Below are 18,126 nucleotides of genomic sequence, written 5' to 3' on the forward strand. Positions count from 1 at the left end.
GTCCGCCGCACGAAATGTAGCTTTTTTCTTTAAAGAGAAACTACAATACCGGATGACTCCATGACAAGGGATAGCCCTGTCAGGCAGATTCCATTTTTAAGGTTTTCCCCAACTTGGGTGGCAAAGACGGTTTTTCTTTGGTCCCGTGGTGCATTTTTGAACACCTTTGAGAGAGAAGCCGCTGCACGCGCCGCGCCGTGGAAACTGGGCTCTATATATAGGCGGGATGTCGGTAGCGCTAGCCCGCTTCCGGAAATGTTGGCGACAAGTCCGGCATGCGCGCTGAAAAAGTGCGGGCAACGCCCGTACAACGGGCAAAAAATGCATCAACTCATGCGTAAAGAAGCGCGATAATCGAGCCTTAGTTTGATTGACATTTTTTTCGCGAGCGCCAATATACACCCAGAATAATTATGCCGCCCGGTGGGCGGCTTTTTATTTCGGCAGGTTCGTCATGCGAAGGGCGCATGATCGACGTGCCAAAATCCTGTGATAACTGGCCGGAGAGAGGGCCGGAATATCGCTCAAAATGGCAAGGCTGACAGTCCGCTTTCTGCGGATATGCAGCATTAGAAAGGCTTATGGAGGCCTGATTGCAATGACCGACGCTACGACCGTGCAACCGCTTTACGACACCTATAATCGTGCGGCTCTGCGCTTCGAGCGAGGTGAGGGCATCTGGCTGATCACCGAAACCGGCGAGCGCTATCTCGATTTTGCGGCTGGCATTGCGGTGAACTCCCTTGGCCATTCCCATCCGCATCTGGTCGAAGCCCTAAAAAATCAGGCAGACAAGCTGTGGCACCTGTCCAATCTTTATGAAGTTCCCGGACAGGAAAAGCTCGGCCAGCGTCTGGTCGACAACACATTCGCCGACAAGGTCTTCTTCACCAATTCCGGTGCTGAAGCGCTGGAATGCGCGATCAAGACCGCCCGTCGCTATCATTTCGCCAACGGTCATCCGGAGCGTTTCCGGATTGTCACCTTTGAAGGCGCGTTCCATGGCCGCACGCTTGCGACCATCGCTGCCGGTGGCCAGGCCAAGTATCTCGAAGGTTTCGGCCCGAAGGTCGAAGGCTTCGATCAGGTGCCGTTCGGCGACGAGGCGGCCCTTCGCGCCGCCATCACCGATGAAACCGCCGCTGTCCTGCTTGAGCCCATTCAGGGCGAGGGCGGTCTGCGTGGCTTCCCGGAAGAATTCATGCGCCTTATCCGTCAGATCTGCGACGAAAAGGGCCTGCTCCTGATCCTCGATGAAGTGCAGACCGGCGTTGGTCGTACCGGCAAGCTTTTCGCCCATGAGTGGTCGGGCATCACGCCGGACATCATGGCTGTGGCGAAGGGCATCGGCGGTGGTTTCCCGGTTGGCGCCTGCCTTGCAACGGCTGAAGCCGCCAAGGGCATGGTTGCCGGTGTGCATGGCACCACCTATGGCGGCAATCCGCTGGCCATGGCGGTCGGCAATGCCGTGCTGGACGTCATTCTGGAAGAGGGTTTTCTGGAAAATGTTCAGGCCACCGCGCTTGTCATGAAGCAGGGCCTTGCGTCGATCATCGACCGGTTCCCGAATGTGGTGTCCGAGGTGCGCGGTCGCGGCCTTTTGATGGGCATCAAATGCGTTGTGCCGAACACCACGCTCATTCAGGCGCTGCGCGACGAGCATTTCCTCAGCGTCGGCGCTGGCGACAATGTCGTGCGTCTGCTGCCGCCATTGGTCACGACGCCGGAAGAAGCCCGTGAAGCGCTGAACCGCATCGAAACAGCCGTGGAACGGCTTTCTGTCGTAAATCCGATCAGCAAGACGGCGTAATCATGGCTCAGGATAACGGTATCAAGCACTTTCTCGACCTGTCTTCTGTTTCAGGAAGCGAATTGCGTTCCATCCTCGAAGACGCCAAGGCGCGCAAGGCGCGGCTGAAGGCGGGCGAGATTGAAAAGCCCTATGCCGGCAAGGTGCTGGCGATGATTTTCGAAAAGCCATCGACCCGCACGCGCGTGTCGTTCGATGTCGGCATGCGCCAGCTCGGCGGCGAAACGCTGATGCTCACCGGCTCGGAAATGCAGCTCGGTCGCAGCGAGACTATCGCTGATACGGCAAAGGTCCTGTCGCGCTATGTGGATGCGATCATGATCCGCACCACATCGCATGACCGCATGCTCGAATTGGCCGAATATGCCACCGTTCCGGTCATCAACGCTTTGACCGACGACACCCACCCTTGTCAGATTATGGCCGACGTACTTACATATGAGGAACATCGCGGCTCGATCAAAGGCAAGACCTTTGCCTGGATGGGGGACGGCAACAACGTCCTGCATTCGCTTGTGGAAGCCGCGGCGCGGTTTGACTTCAACGTCAATATCGCGACGCCGGAAGGCAGCGAGCCAAACCAGCACTTCATTGACTGGGCCAGGGCAAACGGTGCGGACATCATGTCCACGACAGACCCGGAAAAAGCGGCAAGCGGTGCGGATTGCATCGTGACCGACACCTGGGTTTCGATGGGACAGGAGGACCGTGCCCGTGGACATAATGTGTTCATGCCCTATCAGGTCAATGCGCGGCTGATGGCGAAAGCCGACCCGAAGGCGCTCTTCATGCATTGCCTGCCCGCACATCGCGGGGAGGAAGTGACCAACGAAGTGATCGACGGGCCGCAATCGGTCGTGTTCGACGAAGCCGAAAACAGGCTCCACGCCCAGAAGGCCATTCTGGCCTGGTGCCTGCAAGGCGCGTGATTGGAGTTTTCTGTGGCTGAGAATACCAGCAACGATTATATCGAAGCCGAAAACGGCCATTCGGGTCCCAAGCTCGATCTGGGTGATTTCGGCTTTGCAGGCGACGACGCCGTCGTGCCTTTCCAGGTGGAAGGGCTCGATGTGCGCGGTCGCGCGGTTCAGCTTGGCACGAGCATCGACGCCATCCTGAAACGCCACGAATATCCGGAAGAAGTGGCCCGCCTGCTGGCGGAGGCGACGGTTCTGACCGTTCTGCTCGGCACTTCGCTCAAATTCGAAGGCAAGTTCATCTTCCAGACCCAGTCCGACGGTCCGGTGGACATGCTGGTGGTGGATTTCAGCACACCCAATGCGGTGCGCGGCTATGCGCGTTTCGATGAGGATCGCCTGAAGGACGCCATCGCCACAGGCAAGACGCAGCCTGAAGAGCTGCTCGGTCGCGGCACATTGGCCTTCACGGTGGATCAGGGCGCCTATATGCAGCGCTATCAGGGTATTGTGGCGCTGGACGGCTCGACGCTGGAGGAAATTGCCACGACCTATTTCCGTCAGTCTGAACAGATCCCGACCGATCTGAAGCTGAGCGTCGCCAAGCTGGTCGAACGGGGTGCCGATGGCAAGCCGGTCGAGCAATGGCGCGCAGGCGGTCTGATCATCCAGTTCCTGCCGGAATCGGAATTGCGCGCGCGTGTTCCCGATCTGCCGGGCGGCGACGGTGACGAGGAAGAAGCCGTGTTTCATCCGGTGGATGATGCCTGGGATGAGGCGCGGTCACTGCTCGGCACCATCGAAAGCTCGGAACTGACCGATCCGCAGGTCGGCTCGGAACGCCTGCTGTATCGCCTGTTCCACGAGCGCGGCGTGCGCGTCTTCAACGCCATCAAGGTGGCGGATATATGCTCCTGCTCGCGGGAGAAAATCCAGGGCGTCCTGTCGGGCTTCTCGGCAGAGGAAATTCAGGACAGCATCGAAAACGGCAAGATTTCGGTGTCCTGCGAATTCTGCTCGACGCATTACGAGTTTGATCCGGCGCAGTTCGCCAAGTAATCAAAAAAGGCGGTTCAGAAGAACCGCCTTTTTTGTTTCCTGCTCTAATTCAGCGTGCGGCGCTGTTCCGGCACATCCAGCGAGAAAGCCGGAATATCCACTTCGAATGTATTGCCCGTCGGGTTCTGCATCTGATAGCGCCCGACCATGACGCCGGATGATGTGGTCAGCGGACAGCCGGATGAATATTGGAACGAGTCGCCCGGATCGAGCACCGGCTGTTCGCCGACGACACCGGCCCCGCGCACTTCCTCGACGCGGCCATTGGCATCGGTAATCTGCCAGTAGCGCGAGCGCAGCTGCACCGTGTCGGAGGAATTATTGGCAATGGTGATGCGGTAGCCCCAGACATAGCGGTTGTCTTCGGGAGCCGACTCGTCTTCCAGATAAAACGGCTCAACCGTTATTTCGATCCCCTGCGTCACCGCCCTGTACATCGCATCCGCCTTTGTCATGTGCCTGTTGCCCACCTATCGCCAAAGTTGCGTTGGAGGTCAACGTGGCGCGGCAATCTCGACAGGGCCAAAGCGGGCGGTTTTCTGCAATCGGATCGTTCTTGTGGTGGATTGCAGCGAAAAGGTCACATTTTTTAAGACGAAACACCGTCTTTTGCATGATCCGGAGATGCTTCGGCACAAGAAAATGCAGAAAATAAACGGATGACCCGGCCTGACGGAATCAGGCCGGATCATCCTTTTCTTTATTTAGCGAACGGCTGCCTTCAGCGCCTCTTCGACGTCTTCCAGAAGATCGTCGGTATCTTCAAGGCCAACCGAAATGCGCAGCACGCCATCGGAAATGCCAAGCTCGGCCTTGGCCTCATCGCTCAGGTTCTTGTGCGTCGTGGTGGCCGGATGGGTGATCAGGCTCTTGGCGTCGCCCAGATTGTTGGAGATGCTGAACACCTGCAACGCATTTTCGAATTTGAACGCGGCTTCCTTGCCGCCTTCCAGTTCGAGCGCGATCAGGGTCGAACCGCCAGTCATCTGCTTGGCGATCACATCTGCCTGCGGATGGTCGGCGCGGCCCGGATAAAGGACGCGCTTGACGCCCGGCTTGCCTGCGAGAACATCGGCAACGGCAGCCGCCGACTGCGTCATCTGGCGCACGCGCACGGACAGCGTTTCCAGACCCTTCAGCATAATCCAGGCATTGAACGGGCTCATGCCGGGGCCGGTATGGCGATAATAGTCCTGAAGCTCGGTTTCGACCCATTCGCGGTCGGACAGCACGATGCCGCCAAGGCAGCGGCCCTGACCGTCAATATGCTTGGTGGTCGAATAGACGACGATATGCGCGCCAAGCTCCAGCGGCTTCTGGTAAAGCGGGGTCGCAAAGACATTGTCCACGATCAGCTTCGCGCCTGCTTCATTGGCCACTTCGGCCACGGCGGCGATATCGATGATTTCGAGCGTAGGGTTCGACGGGCTTTCGAGGAACATCACCTTGGTGTTCGGACGAACAGCGGCTTTCCAGTTGGCGATGTCCGAGCCGTCGATGATCGAGATTTCCACACCATAGCGCGGCAGCAGGGTCTCGACGATATAGCGACACGAGCCGAACACGGCGCGCGCGGAAATCACATGATCACCCGCCTTGACCTGACACAGAATGGCAGCGGCGACGGCAGCCATGCCGGAAGCCGTGGCACGGCCTTCCTCGGCGCCTTCCAGCGCGCACATGCGCTTTTCGAACATGTCCGTGGTGGGGTTGGCGTATCGCGAATAGATGAAACCCGGATTTTCGCCCTTGAAACGCGCTTCGGCGGCTTCGGCATCGGGATAAAGGAAACCCTGCGTGAGGAACATCGCTTCCGACATTTCGGCGAAACCGGAGCGGAGCGAACCGGCGTGCACGAGCTGCGTTGCGGGGCGGAACTTGCGGGTAGTCTCAGTCGTCATTTTTCCAACCTGTCAAAAGCTGGTCGGCCGGGACGCCCAAAAGCGTTTAGTGGCATCTCGGCGGCCAATAAAAAACCGGCCCAAAAGGCCGGTAACGAACCGCGGCCCTTTTTAGCGAATTCTTTAACGTGGCTGCAAGCCGGCCGGCCAAATCACCACGGAACACATTTTCCATATGCCTGTTGCGCAAGGTCGTCAATGCCACGATAGCGAGTTTTGAGGAAAAGCCTGCCTCGTTGGCTCACGATTGGGTTCGATTCCTGCGGAAAACCCCGTTTCTCCGGGCGTGAAGGGTTGGCATTGGGCCTTCGAGTGGTCAAAGGTCTTTTGAAGAATTGCTCAGACTATGGAGTACGAGGTCGATGGCGCTAAGAGATGCGGGAATTCTGGCGGATGCGGATATCGCTGCGCTGTTCGAAAGCGGTTTGCTGGCTTCGCCGCGCCCGCTGGATACCGACCAGATTCAGCCTGCGAGCCTCGATCTCCGCCTTGGCGCAAAGGCCTATCGCGTTCGCGCCTCCTTCATGCCGGGTCCCGGCACACCGGTTATAGATAAGCTCGAACGGCTCAAGCTGCACGAGATCGACCTGACCGCAGGCGCGGTTCTCGAAACCGGCTGCGTCTATATCGTGCCGCTCTTGGAAAGCCTTGCGCTGTCGCCCGAACTGTCGGCATCCGCCAATCCGAAAAGCTCGACTGGCCGTCTCGACATCTTCACCCGCGTGATTGCCGATGGCGCGCAGGAATTCGACAAGGTGCCTGCCGGTTACAACGGCCCGCTTTATCTGGAAGTCAGCCCGCGCACATTCCCCATTGTTGCGCGCACCGGCTCGCGCCTGTCGCAGATCCGTTTCCGCAAGGGCCGCGCCCAGCTCGATGAGGCGGAACTCGCCGCGCTGCATAATTCCGAGACGCTGGTGGCCGCTGAAATGCCGAACATCTCCGGCGGCGGCATTGCGCTTTCCGTCGATCTTTCCGGCGGCCCGGACAAGTTGATCGGCTATCGCGGCAAACATCACACGGGCGTTGTCGATGTGGACAAGCGCGCCGCCAATGATGTGCTCGATTTCTGGGAGCCTATCTATGATCGCGGCGCACGCGAACTCGTGCTTGACCCGGATGAATTCTATATCCTCGTCTCGCGAGAAGCCGTGCATGTGCCGCCGCTCTACGCCGCAGAGATGACGCCGTTCGATCCGCTGGTCGGTGAGTTCCGCGTTCACTATGCGGGCTTCTTCGATCCGGGCTTTGGTCACAGTGCGGCTGGCGGCACGGGCAGCCGCGCGGTTCTCGAAGTGCGCAGCCATGAAGTGCCCTTCATTCTGGAACATGGCCAGATCGTCGGACGCCTTGTCTATGAGCATATGCTGCACCGTCCGAAGGCGCTTTACGGCACCGATCTCGGCTCCAATTATCAGGCGCAGCAGTTGAAGCTTTCCAAGCATTTTCGTTGACTGTATGAGCCTGCTCCGCGCAGATAGATGAAGTGCGGAGGAAAGCGACGAACGTGGCCAACGGAACAGGACCGGAAACAAGCCGAAAACAGGATGCCCCGGCGGATGCGTCGCCGCGCAGGCTGTCGGTTGGCATTGTCGCGCTGCCGGGTTTTACGCTGACGGCGCTCAGCCTGTTTCTCGATCCCTTCCGCCTCGCTGCCGATGATCGTGACAAGAGCCGCCAGATCCGCTGCGCCTGGAAAATCTGCACGCTGTCGGGCGATCCGGTTGCGTCCAGTTCCGGCATGGTGATCGAGCCGACAGCTCCCATCGGCGAACTCGACGAATGCGATTATGTGGCGGTCGTTGGTGGGGTGCTTGCCCAGTATCGTCCGCGCCAGCAGGCATTGATCGATCTCATCAAGCGCGCCGACAAACGCGGCAAGACCGTGGTGGGGCTTTGCACCGCCGCTTTCCTGCTTGCCGAGGGCAGCTTGCTCGAAGACCGCAATTGCTGTGTGAACTGGTTCCACCGCGACGATTTTCTCGATCTGTTCGACGGCTATACCGCCGATACGACCAGCCTGTTTCACCGCAGCGGGCGGCACTATACCTGCGCGGGTGGATTGGGTGCAGCGTCGCTGGCGCTTTCCATCATCCAGAACGAAATTTCCGAGGAACTGGCGCGTAAAAGCGCATCGATCCTCATGATCCCTTACGAGCTGGTACGCTCCGAACAGCCAGCGCTTAGTTTCAATGGCGTGCGCTCGCCGATGATCCGCAAGGCCATCCGCATTTTCGAGGAAACGCTGGAAGACCCGGTGCCCATGATCGATGTGGCGCGCAGGCTCGGCATTTCGGTGCGGCAGATGGAGCGCGGCTTCCGGCTGGCGCTGGAACGCACAGCCTTCGAAGTGCGCGAAGAACTGCGCGTCAAGAAGGCAAAGGAACTGCTGGCCGAGACCGGATTATCGCTTCTGGAAGTGGCCGTCGCGAGTGGCTTTACCGATACGCGCAGCATGAACCGGTCCTTCTCGCGCCAGAAGCAGAAGGCTCCACGCGATTATCGTAAGCAAAGATAGATGCAGACGCTCAAAACTTGCGGATGTCATCATCTCCGCTTATGTCTTGCGCGATGAATCTGTCAGCATGGCGGAAAATTGAGACGCAGGAGATTTGCATGTCTGATGGTGTAAACCGTTTTCTTGGCGATACGCCTGCACGCATCATCGTCAAGCTGGTGCTGATTTCGCTGGTGGTTGGCGTGGTCATGAGCGCGTTCCACTGGACGCCCTACGATATTCTCTGGGGCATTCGCGATTTCTTCCTGCGCCTGTGGAATATGGGCTTCTCCGCCGTCGCCCGTTTCGCGGATTATCTCATTTTGGGCGCAGCCGTTGTCATCCCTGCCTTTATTTTGCTCCGTATCCTCAGCTATCGCAAATAGCAGATATTGGAAGCAGGGTTATACATTCGGACGATGCAGCAAAAACAAGGATTTATGCTTTCCCGGCGCGGCTTTCTGGTTCTCGCCGGGGGCGCGGTTTCGCTCTCCGTCTTGCCGTTCGGCGCAGCGGATGCAGCGACGAATGTGGTGAGCGCGGGTGATCCCACCGCGCTGTTCAACACCATCCGCAAGGCAAACGGCCTCTCGCTCATGGCGACCGATTCCAAGCTGGAACAGGCCGCGCTTTTTCAGGCGAAGCGCATGGCAAGCTATGGCAAGATCGGCCACAGCGTCGGCTGGGGCAATGGTTTTGTCGCGCGGTTGCGTCAGGCGGGCATTCGCGGTCCTGCGGCTGAAAATGTCGCCTCCGGCCAGCCCAATACCGAAGCCGTGTTCGACGCCTGGATGAAGTCGCCCGGCCATCGCAAAAACATGCTCGATCCCACCTTCAGCCATTATGGCCTGGCCTGGGCCACGCCGGAAAACAAACCCAATCGCATCTATTGGGCAATGATGCTGGGCCTCTGATCTCTATAACTCCTGACATAAAGCTGTCAGGGGCTGCGACAATCTATGGGCCGAATTCTCTGTAGTTTCGAGCGATTCCAGAGTAGACGTTCTCGAATTACAGGTGTGAATTCGGGGATAGTGGTTATGGATCAGTCGCAGCGCGTTGGAAGCGTTACGAGGCCGTTCGATGTGACGCATCGCATGGTCATGCTGATCGCCATTCCCATGACGCTTGCCGCCATCACGACGCCGCTGCTGGGGCTCGTCGATATGGGCGTGGTCGGGCAGATGGGCAAGGCCGAACTGATCGGCGGGCTGGCCATCGGCGCGCTGGTGTTCGATTTCCTGCTGTCCATGTTCAATTTCCTGCGCTCCGGCACAACCGGTCTGGTGGCGCAGGCCATGGGTGCTGAAGACGCCATCGAAGAACAGGCAATCTTCTGGCGCGCCATCATTATCGCGGTGATCGCGGGCGGCTTGATGATCCTCTGCCTGCCGCTCATTCTGGCCGCGGCCTCCAGCTTCATGCATCCGACAAGCGCGACACAGGAGGCCATGGCGACCTATGTGTCGATCCGCATGCTGGCCGCGCCGGTGGCGCTCATCAATTATTCGGTGCTGGGGCTGGTTCTCGGACGCGGACAGGGCCTGCTTGGCCTCGGCCTTCAGGTTCTGCTCAACGGCATCAATATCGTGCTCTGCATTATCCTCGGTCTGGAACTCGGCTGGGGCGTGACAGGCGTTGCCTGGGCCACGGTCACCGGCGAAACCGTCGCGGCGATAGTCGGCCTCTTTCTGGTGGTCCGGCATTTCCGCAAGGACGCGACCAAGCGCCCGAGCCGCCAGCGCATTTTCCAGAAGGAAGGCATTCTGCGCATGTTCGCGGTCAATCGCGATATCATGATCCGCTCCTTCCTGCTTCTGACCGCTTTCGCCTTCTTCACACGTGCGGGTTCCGATCTCGGGCCGGTGACGCTCGCAGCCAATGCCGTGCTGATGAATTTCTTCCTCGTGGCAGGCTTTTTCCTCGACGGCATGGCCGCCGCCGCTGAACAGATCGTCGGGCGGTCGATCGGTGCGCGCTACAGCCCGGCCTTTGTGCGCGGCACTAAGCTCACCTTTGTGTGGGGGCTGGTGATGGCCAGCATCATCGCCTTCGCGCTTTTGGTTTTCGGAGATCCAATCATCAGCCTCTTGTCCAAGGCCGAGGATGTCCATGCCGAGGCGCTCAAATATCTGCCATGGGCGGCACTCACCGGTATCACCGGGCTGCTCGCCTTTCATATGGACGGTGTCTATATCGGGGCCACATGGTCGCGCGACATGCGCAATATGATGTTTCTGTCGCTGGCCTTCTTTATGGCCGTGCTTTACGCGGCAAAGCCCGCGATGGGCAATCACGGGCTTTGGCTGGCGCTTAATCTGTTTCTGTCGATACGTGGCATCACGCTTCTGGCGATGCTGCCACGCCGCTATCGGCTGGAATTCACGAAATAATCACGCAGGCAACGGACGCGCTGCCCAGTCTTTTGTGTCGCGGTCGCGCAGTTCGGCAATATTGGCAACGCCTTCGCGTTTAACCGCTGCCGAAAGCCCGCGCAGAATGTCGCTTGGCAGGCCGGGGCCGCGATAGATGAGGCCCGTATAAAGCTGTACCAGATCAGCCCCAGCCTTGATCTTGGTCAGGGCGGTTTCGGCGCTATCGATACCCCCAACGCCGATCAGCGGCATGTCAGGCCCCACACGCTCGCGCATGCGGGCAAGAACCACGGTGGACCGTTCGAACAGCGGTGCGCCGGAAAGCCCGCCGGTTTCGTCGCGGTTTTCAGCACTTTTCAGCCCGGTACGCGACAGGGTGGTATTGGAAACGATGATGCCGTCCAGTTTCTGCTCGGTGGCCTCGACGGCAATGTCGTCCAGTTCCTCATCGGCCAGATCAGGCGCGATCTTGAGGAACACCGGACGCTTCAGCGTGCACATGCTGCCTTCCTCGTTGCGCGCTTCCAGCACACGGCTCAGAAGCTCGCGCAGACTGTCGCGCGCCTGGAGATTGCGCAGGCCCGGCGTGTTGGGCGAGGAAATATTGACGGTGAAATAGCGCGCCAGCTGGTAGAACCGGCGAATGCCCGCCACGTAATCGGCGATGCGATCTTCCGCATCCTTGTTGGCACCAATATTGACGCCGACAATGCCGCTCTTGCCTGCGCGCTGCGACAGGCGCTTGAAAGCCGCCTCGTGGCCTTCATTATTGAAACCGAGGCGATTGATGACGGCCCTGTCATCCACAAGACGGAAAATGCGCGGACGCGGATTGCCGCTTTGCGGGCGCGGCGTGATGGTGCCGATTTCGGTGAAGCCGAAGCCGAGCTTCAAAAGCGCATCCGGCACTTCGGCATTCTTGTCATAGCCAGCGGCCATGCCGAGCGGATTGGGAAACTGCAATCCCGCAACCTTGACCGACAAAGCGGGGTCGCTCGGTGCGCTGCAGCTTACGAGCCCGGTCTTCAGCCCGGCAATGGACAGGCCATGCGCCTGTTCTGCGTCGAAAGAGAAGAGGGCGCGTCGGCCGAGAGTTTCAAAAAGTCCGCTCATTCGTCTTTCAGCTCCGGGAAAATATGAAGTCCATTGTCGTCGAGCAGCAAGGGCTCGACAGCCACGACCGCATCAAGCGGCAGGTCCGCATAGAGATGAGGGAAAAGCGCACCACCGCGCGAGGCCTCATATTTAAGGTCTTCACCAAGACGGGTCGCGTCCACGCTCACAAGAACCAAGTTGTTCTGGTTCGCGAAATGCTTCGCAGCGGTTTCGCGCACCTGTGTTGCAGTAGAGAAATGGATATAGCCATCGGCAATATCAACCGGTGCACCCGAAAAGCTTCCCGCCTTTTCCGCTTGCGCCCAGAGTTCGCGCGGGGCGATCTTGTAGATGATCTTGGTCATGGCTGTCCTCTAGACCGAAATTGTCAGAAAATCAAAGACCGTGATGTTCGATTTTCGTCGCAAAGCTCCCATATGATGACAGGAAGCCAAAGGGAGATCGGATTATGTCGAACAAAAACACCTTTTTCGCCGCACGTCCCGTCATGCGCGGTCTGGCGGCGGTGGCTCTGGTCGCGCCGGTTCTGGCCGCATCCGGAGCGGTGGCGCAGGAAAATGGCCGCTATCGTCTGGAACAGACCGAAACCGGCTATGTGCGCCTTGATAGCAAGACCGGCGCGATTTCGGTTTGCACCGAACAGTCGCAGGGCCAGATGATCTGCAAGATGGCCACGGAAGACCGCGAGGCTTATGAGAATGATCTGGCGGATTTGCAGGGCCGCGTGAAGGTGCTGGAAGACCGGCTGGCGGCCATCGATCAGAAGGGCGGCGGCAATACCGCTTCGGGCCTGCCGAGCGAACAGGAGTTCGAACAATCCATGAGCTATATGGAACGCTTCATGCGCCGCTTCATGGACATAGCCAAGAGCTTCGACAGCGAGCCAGAAAAGCCCGCGGAGACGACACCAACACCGCCCGGCGGACGGACGTGATCGCTCGTGGATAATAAAAAAGGCGCCAAATGGCGCCTTTTCTGTTTCTGTCGTTACGCGGCGTAGCGTTTCGTCGCTTCGATCAGCTCATGAACGATGCCCGGCTCGGTCACGGCGTGGCCGCTATCCTCGACGATCTTGAGGTCGGCTTCTGGCCACAGCTTCTTCAGCTGCCATGCATTGATGAAGGGCGTGCAGATATCGTAACGGCCATGCACGATGACGCCCGGAATATGCCGGATGCGTTCGACATTGCGCAAAAGCTGGTCGTCGGAATCGAGGAAGCCGCGATTCTGGAAATAGTGGCATTCGATGCGCGCAAAGGCGATTGCATATTCATCCGCGCCGAAGGCATCAACGCGGGATGGGTCCGGCAGAAGCGAAATGATTGAGCCTTCCCAGCGCGCCCAGCGACGGGCGGCTTCCAGCTGAACTTTCGGATCGCGGTCCGTCAGGCGCTTGTAATAGGCGGCAATCATATCGCCGCGCTCGGCTTCGGGAATATGCTCCTGAAAGGCTTCGAAGTGATCTGGAAAAATGATGCTGGCACCGTTGGTATATGTCCAGTCGATTTCGAACCGGCGCAGCATGAAGATGCCACGCAGCACCATTTCCGACACGCGTTCCGGGTGCGTTTCAGCATAAGCGAGGCCGAGCGTCGAACCCCAGGAGCCGCCGAAAATCTGCCATTTGTCGATGCCGAGATGGGCGCGGATATGCTCCATATCGGCGACCAGATCCCAGGTGGTGTTTTCACGCAATTCGGCGTGCGGCGTGGAACGACCGCAACCGCGCTGGTCGAACAGGATGATGCGATAACGCTCGGGATCGTGCAGGCGACGCATGGCAGGCGTGATGCCGCCGCCGGGGCCGCCATGAATCATGATCACCGGCTTGCCGTCCGGGTTGCCGCACTGCTCGACATGGATGCGATGCAGCGGGGACACCTGCAGCATCTCTTCCTTGAAGGGTTCAATCTCGGGATAAAGCATATTGCGCGTCATGAAAGGCCTTCTGGTTCCCACCCTCTGCTTCACGTGTCTGGCGGGGCCTGTGTTTCAATTTCCGGCGCAACCCTACCACACAATGGGGCAACATGGCGGCAATGAGAAATGCGAAAACACGTTAGCAACGTGATTTTTGGTTGCTCCGCATAAAAATAGGCATAAAAACTTGTTTGGTAGCATTGGATGCACCGCACGGGGAGGAACCACTTGAAATTGGCGCGCGAGGCACATGCACTTTATCATCGCTGACGATCACCCGCTTTTTCGCGGCGCATTGAGACAGGTTCTGTCGGGACAATCCGAAAACGTCGAGATTGTCGAAGTTGGCGATTTCGATGCCGTCAGGAAACTGGTTGCCGAACGCGACGATATCGACCTTCTGCTGCTCGATCTGACCATGCCCGGTGGTGCAGGCCTGTCAGGGCTGGTTGCGCTGAAGGCGCTCCAACCGGCTTTGCCGGTGGTGATCGTATCGGCCACGGATGACGCCGCCACCATCCATCATGCGGTGGAACTTGGCGCATCGGGCTTCATCTCCAAATCTGCCAGCATGGAAACCATCGGCGAGGCGGTTCGCGCCGTGCTTGCAGGCGATATCTGGACGCCGGAAGGCATCGATCTCGATCACCCGAAGGATCCGGAAATCGAGGGGCTGATTGCGCGCCTGCGCACGCTCACACCGCAGCAGACCCGCGTGCTGACCATGCTCGCCGAGGGTCTTCTCAACAAGCAGATCGCGTATGAGCTGAGCGTGTCGGAAGCAACCGTCAAGGCGCATGTCTCGGCCGTGTTGCAGAAGCTTGGCGTCGATAGCCGCACTCAGGCTGTCATCTTGCTGTCGCGCATCGGCAGTGACGTTATCAGCACATGATATGGTTATTGCGCAGCCGTCTGTGACGAGCTGCCGTCCTGTCGCGCATGATAAAAATGCGACAGCAATGAGCGCAACGCCGCCGGGCGAAGCGGCTTGTTCAGCAAGGTGATGTTTTCATCCTCGGCGCGCTGGCGCACTTCCTTGGAACGGTCGGCGGTCAGCAAGATGGCGGGTATTTCCGTCTCGAAATGCTCCCGCGTGAAGCCGATCATGTCGATGCCGTTTTCATGGATCAAATGATAATCGGCGACGATGACATCCGGCGCGGTGCTGCGATTGGCGCAAAAGGCTTTCAGCGCCGCGCCGTTGCGCAGCGTGGTCACGTTGCAGCCCCAGCCCGAAAGAAGCGTTTCCATGCCGGACAGAATGTCGGCATCATTGTCGATGCACAGCACATCGAGGCCTGTCAGTTCCAGCGCGCGCGCATGGCCACGACGGCTTCTGGTTTCCTCTACCGGCACCGGCTCGTTTGAAACCGGAATGCGCAGGGTGAATGTTGTGCCCTTGCCCTGAACCGAGCGCACCGACAGCGGAAATTCCAGCAGCCGGGCGATGCGGTCGACGATGGACAGGCCAAGTCCCAGCCCTTCCGCCTCGCGCATACCTTCATCAAGGCGGGTGAATTCGCGGAAGACGAGTTTCAGCTTGTGCTGCGCAATGCCGATGCCGGTGTCCAGCACCTGCAATTCGACAAAAGCGCCCCGCCGCCGGACGCCAAGCAGCATGCCGCCGCTGCGGCTATATTTGATCGAATTGGAAACGAGATTCTGGATCAGGCGGCGCAGCATGTTGCGGTCGGTTTTCACCACGATGCTCGACGGCACCACGCGCAGTTTCAGCGCCTTCTTGCGCGCCAGCGGCGTGAAATCCGTGGCGATCTGGCTCAGCAACCTGTCCAGCCGGAACACCGAGACTTCCGGTTTCAGCGCGCCTGTGTCGAGGCGCGAAATATCCAGCACCATGCCCAGAATGGCTTCCACCGCCTCCAGCGAGGAATCGATGTTGCGGGCAAATTCGCTGGTTTCCGAACGCCCAAGTTTCTCCGACAGCGCGGTGGAATAGAGGCGCGCGGCGTTGAGCGGTTGCAGAATGTCGTGGCCCGCGGCGGCGAGAAAGCGCGTCTTGCCGAGATTGGCCTCTTCGGCAGCGGCCTGCGCCCGCGCCAGTTCCTTGTTCACATGGGTCAGTTCCGCCGTGCGGTCGGCCACGCGCTGTTCCAGCATTTCGGCGGCCTTCTGGCGCATCAGATCGGCTTCGACGGCAGCGGTGATGTCGGTATAGGTCGCGACGATACCGCCATCCGGCATCGGATTGGACTGGATTTCCAGTGTCTTGGCCGTCGATTTCATCTTCAGGCGCGCGGGCTTGCGGCTGGCCGTCAGTGAATGGATGATGCTGTTGCGCGCATTGAAGGCGATGTCTTCGCGGCGGATCAGATGCTCGACGATTTCCGAGACCGGGATACCGACCTGCATCACCTCGTCAGGCAGGTTGAGCAGGGTGCGGAACTGGCGGTTCCAGAAGGCCAGCCGAAAATCCTTGTCGAAAACCGTAATGCCCTGTTCCATCTGGTCGAGCGCGATCTGCAACAGGTCGCGATTTTGTTGCAGGGCGGCGGAAGCGTCATCGAGAAGCTGGCGCGCATCACGCCCTGAAGCATCGTTGCGTTGCAGAAGCAGCGACAGAACGAGCCGTGCCGAAGCGGTGCCAACCGCCGTGCCAAGCAATTGTTCGGCATGGCGGATCAGGGGCGTGTCAACGGTCATGCCCGGATCGAGCCTGCGCTGTTCATGCCCTTCGAACCGCAGGAAGGCGCGCTCGACACGTTCGGAGCCGAGATAGCGCGCCATGGTGGCTTTCAGTTCCGCCACGGTGACGGTGGTGCGGAACCGTCGGAGCGTCGGCGTCGCGATGAAATAGCGCGGCAGGAAGATGCTGGCCTGAATGCGCTCCAGCGGCGTCGAGGCGCGCGAGAGCGAACCCAGAATATAGAACAGCGTGTTGGCGGTGAGGCTCCAGATCACGCCATTGGTCAGCGGCAGCGCATCGGTGCCAAACAGCGCTTCCGGGCGCAACGCGGTGAAACCCAGAAAGCCGTCGCGCAAAATGGCGGCATCTTCCGGCGCCATGGTGGGCAGCAACAGCGTATAGGCCCATACGAGAAAGCCCGCCGACAGCCCCATCATTGCGCCGCGCCCATTGGCATTGCGCCAGAACAAACCGCCGATAAAGGCCGGAACGAATTGCGCAATCGCCGCAAACGATACGAAGCCGATAGAGGCAAGGTGAATATTGTTGGACGTGAAGCGATAATAGGCGAAGGCGAGCGCCAGAATGGCGATGATCGTCACACGCCTTGTATTGAGAATGACCTTTGTCAGGTCGGGCTGTTCAGCCGGGTGACGCTTGGCCATGCTGCGGATGAAAAGCGGCAGCACGAGATGGTTGGAAATCATGATCGACAGCGCCACGCAGGCGACGATCACCATCGCCGTTGCAGCGGACAGACCGCCAAGGAAGGCGATGAGCGCCATCCAGTGCGCTTCGGCGGCAAGCGGCAGCGCCAGCACGTAAAGATCGCCACTGACCGTGGTGCCAAGCGTCATCACGCCGATCAGGGCAATCGGAAACACGAAGATATTGATCAGCACCAAATAGACCGGGAACAGCCAGGATGCGGTGCGCAATTCCTTTTCGCTGCGGCTTTCGACGACCGTAACGTGGAACTGGCGCGGCAGCATGATGATGGCCGCAGCACTCAAGGCGGTTTGTATGATCCAGGTGCCGATGGAGGTCTGGTAGTGGAAGGCTTTCAGCGCATCGGTGGACTGGGAAATCTGGTCGATGAGCTGCGAGGGCGAGCCGAACAGGAAGAACGTGCAGGCGAGCCCCACGGTGAGAAATGCGCAAAGTTTGATGACGGATTCCACCGCAATGGCGAGGATCAACCCGTTCTGGTGTTCGGTCGCATCGGTGTGGCGCGTGCCAAACAGGATCGCGAAGACGGCGAGCACAGCGGCAACCGCCAGCGAAATATCGCCGAAGATGAAGGCAGGCGGCGCGACGGCGCGGCCATAATGGTCCATCACCAGCCCGACGCTGCCCGCAACTGCTTTCAGCTGCAAGGCGATATAGGGGATCGACCCTACGGCGGCGATACAGGTGGCGAGAGATGCCACGCCAAAACTTTTGCCATACCGCGCCGCCAGAAAATCGGCGATGGAGGTGATGCGCTCCGCCTTGGCCAGCCGCACGATATGGCGCAGTAGCCGGTTGCCGAGCGTGAACACCAGGATCGGCCCGATATAGATTCCGAGAAATTCCAGCCCGCGCTGTGCGGACAGGCCGACAGAGCCGAAGAAGGTCCAGGACGTACAATAGACCGCAAGGCTCAGCGCATAGACATAGGGACGCGGCGCACTGTTCCAGCGTGAGGCTCTGCGGTCGCCGATACTGGCAACAGCAAAAAGCAGCAGCAGGTACAGGAAGGCAGCGCCGATGATTCCCCAGCCTTGCATAGGCGGCTTTATTCCTCTTCAGTTTATCCAAGTCTGTCTGACGCAAGCACTTTCATGTTCTGCGTGCAAGAATATTGATGAAAAAGCGGATGTTTTACCCGTCGATATCCGCGTTTAT

16 protein-coding genes and 1 riboswitch are annotated in these 18,126 nt (G+C 59.1%); of the genes, 10 read left to right on the forward strand and 6 right to left on the reverse strand.

The features are described from left to right. Nucleotides 1-598: 598 nt before the first annotated feature. From ABWW11_RS03020 to ABWW11_RS03030, 3 genes are read left to right on the forward strand one after another with little or no spacing between them, the layout of a single operon-like run. Complete coding sequence (locus tag ABWW11_RS03020) at nt 599-1,810, forward strand: aspartate aminotransferase family protein (RefSeq protein WP_109368344.1); 1,212 nt, start codon at nt 599-601, stop codon at nt 1,808-1,810. A 2-nt stretch (nt 1,811-1,812) separates the two neighbouring features. Next, complete coding sequence (gene argF, locus ABWW11_RS03025) at nt 1,813-2,739, forward strand: ornithine carbamoyltransferase (RefSeq protein ID WP_109368345.1); 927 nt, start codon at nt 1,813-1,815, stop codon at nt 2,737-2,739. Nucleotides 2,740-2,751: 12 nt separating this feature from the next. Continuing rightward, nucleotides 2,752-3,786, forward strand: a complete 1,035-nt coding sequence (locus ABWW11_RS03030; RefSeq protein WP_109370165.1) for an Hsp33 family molecular chaperone — start codon at nt 2,752-2,754, stop codon at nt 3,784-3,786. A gap of 44 nt (nt 3,787-3,830) precedes the next feature. Here ABWW11_RS03030 and apaG read toward each other — a convergent pair whose 3' ends face one another. Both apaG and ABWW11_RS03040 read right to left on the reverse strand, forming a co-directional pair. Next, a complete protein-coding gene (apaG, locus tag ABWW11_RS03035; protein ID WP_109370166.1) occupies nt 3,831-4,223 on the reverse strand; it encodes a Co2+/Mg2+ efflux facilitator ApaG/CorD in 393 nt (130 codons plus the stop codon). A gap of 267 nt (nt 4,224-4,490) precedes the next feature. Further along, nucleotides 4,491-5,687, reverse strand: a complete 1,197-nt coding sequence (locus tag ABWW11_RS03040; protein ID WP_109368346.1) for an O-succinylhomoserine sulfhydrylase — start codon at nt 5,685-5,687, stop codon at nt 4,491-4,493. Nucleotides 5,688-5,776: 89 nt separating this feature from the next. Continuing rightward, a riboswitch (SAM riboswitch) is annotated at nt 5,777-5,856 on the reverse strand. A gap of 193 nt (nt 5,857-6,049) precedes the next feature. Between ABWW11_RS03040 and ABWW11_RS03045 the strand changes: the two genes are divergently transcribed. The 5 genes from ABWW11_RS03045 (at nt 6,050) to ABWW11_RS03065 (ending at nt 10,577) form a co-directional block, all read left to right on the forward strand. Beyond that, nucleotides 6,050-7,141, forward strand: a complete 1,092-nt coding sequence (locus ABWW11_RS03045; protein ID WP_121537244.1) for a 2'-deoxycytidine 5'-triphosphate deaminase — start codon at nt 6,050-6,052, stop codon at nt 7,139-7,141. Nucleotides 7,142-7,194: 53 nt separating this feature from the next. Continuing rightward, nucleotides 7,195-8,205 carry a GlxA family transcriptional regulator gene (locus ABWW11_RS03050; RefSeq protein ID WP_109368348.1) on the forward strand — a complete coding sequence of 337 codons (1,011 nt, stop codon included), beginning with the start codon at nt 7,195-7,197 and terminating at the stop codon, nt 8,203-8,205. Nucleotides 8,206-8,303: 98 nt separating this feature from the next. Next, the gene (locus ABWW11_RS03055; protein WP_078338112.1) at nt 8,304-8,570 is read left to right on the forward strand and encodes a DUF6460 domain-containing protein; all 267 of its coding nucleotides are present in this window, start codon (nt 8,304-8,306) and stop codon (nt 8,568-8,570) included. 33 nt (nt 8,571-8,603) lie between these two features. Further along, on the forward strand, nt 8,604-9,098 hold the full coding sequence (locus ABWW11_RS03060) for a CAP domain-containing protein (RefSeq protein ID WP_109368349.1): 495 nt from the start codon (nt 8,604-8,606) through the stop codon (nt 9,096-9,098). 126 nt (nt 9,099-9,224) lie between these two features. Beyond that, nucleotides 9,225-10,577: an MATE family efflux transporter gene (locus ABWW11_RS03065; protein ID WP_109368350.1), complete on the forward strand. Its 1,353-nt coding sequence runs from the start codon at nt 9,225-9,227 to the stop codon at nt 10,575-10,577. On the opposite strand, the gene ABWW11_RS03070 is transcribed toward ABWW11_RS03065, so the two are convergent. Both ABWW11_RS03070 and ABWW11_RS03075 read right to left on the reverse strand, forming a co-directional pair. Beyond that, entirely contained in the window at nt 10,578-11,672 is a 1,095-nt protein-coding gene (locus ABWW11_RS03070) for a quinone-dependent dihydroorotate dehydrogenase (protein ID WP_109368351.1), read from the reverse strand. Continuing rightward, a complete protein-coding gene (locus ABWW11_RS03075) occupies nt 11,669-12,019 on the reverse strand; it encodes a DUF952 domain-containing protein (protein WP_109368352.1) in 351 nt (116 codons plus the stop codon). The genes ABWW11_RS03070 and ABWW11_RS03075 overlap by 4 nt, the downstream gene beginning before the upstream one ends. 104 nt (nt 12,020-12,123) lie before the next feature. Between ABWW11_RS03075 and ABWW11_RS03080 the strand changes: the two genes are divergently transcribed. Then, nucleotides 12,124-12,609, forward strand: a complete 486-nt coding sequence (locus tag ABWW11_RS03080; RefSeq protein WP_109368353.1) for a hypothetical protein — start codon at nt 12,124-12,126, stop codon at nt 12,607-12,609. 53 nt (nt 12,610-12,662) lie between these two features. Here ABWW11_RS03080 and pip read toward each other — a convergent pair whose 3' ends face one another. Then, the gene (gene pip, locus ABWW11_RS03085) at nt 12,663-13,613 is read right to left on the reverse strand and encodes a prolyl aminopeptidase (protein ID WP_109368354.1); all 951 of its coding nucleotides are present in this window, start codon (nt 13,611-13,613) and stop codon (nt 12,663-12,665) included. 232 nt (nt 13,614-13,845) lie between these two features. On the opposite strand from pip, the gene ABWW11_RS03090 reads away from it, so the two are divergent. After that, a complete protein-coding gene (locus tag ABWW11_RS03090; protein ID WP_109368355.1) occupies nt 13,846-14,487 on the forward strand; it encodes a response regulator transcription factor in 642 nt (213 codons plus the stop codon). A gap of 5 nt (nt 14,488-14,492) precedes the next feature. On the opposite strand, the gene ABWW11_RS03095 is transcribed toward ABWW11_RS03090, so the two are convergent. After that, entirely contained in the window at nt 14,493-18,008 is a 3,516-nt protein-coding gene (locus ABWW11_RS03095; protein WP_109368356.1) for a hybrid sensor histidine kinase/response regulator, read from the reverse strand. Nucleotides 18,009-18,126 lie beyond the last annotated feature (118 nt).

This window comes from Brucella sp. NBRC 113783 (assembly GCF_040372265.1).
In the GTDB taxonomy this organism is placed as follows: Bacteria; Pseudomonadota; Alphaproteobacteria; order Rhizobiales; family Rhizobiaceae; genus Brucella; species Brucella teleogrylli.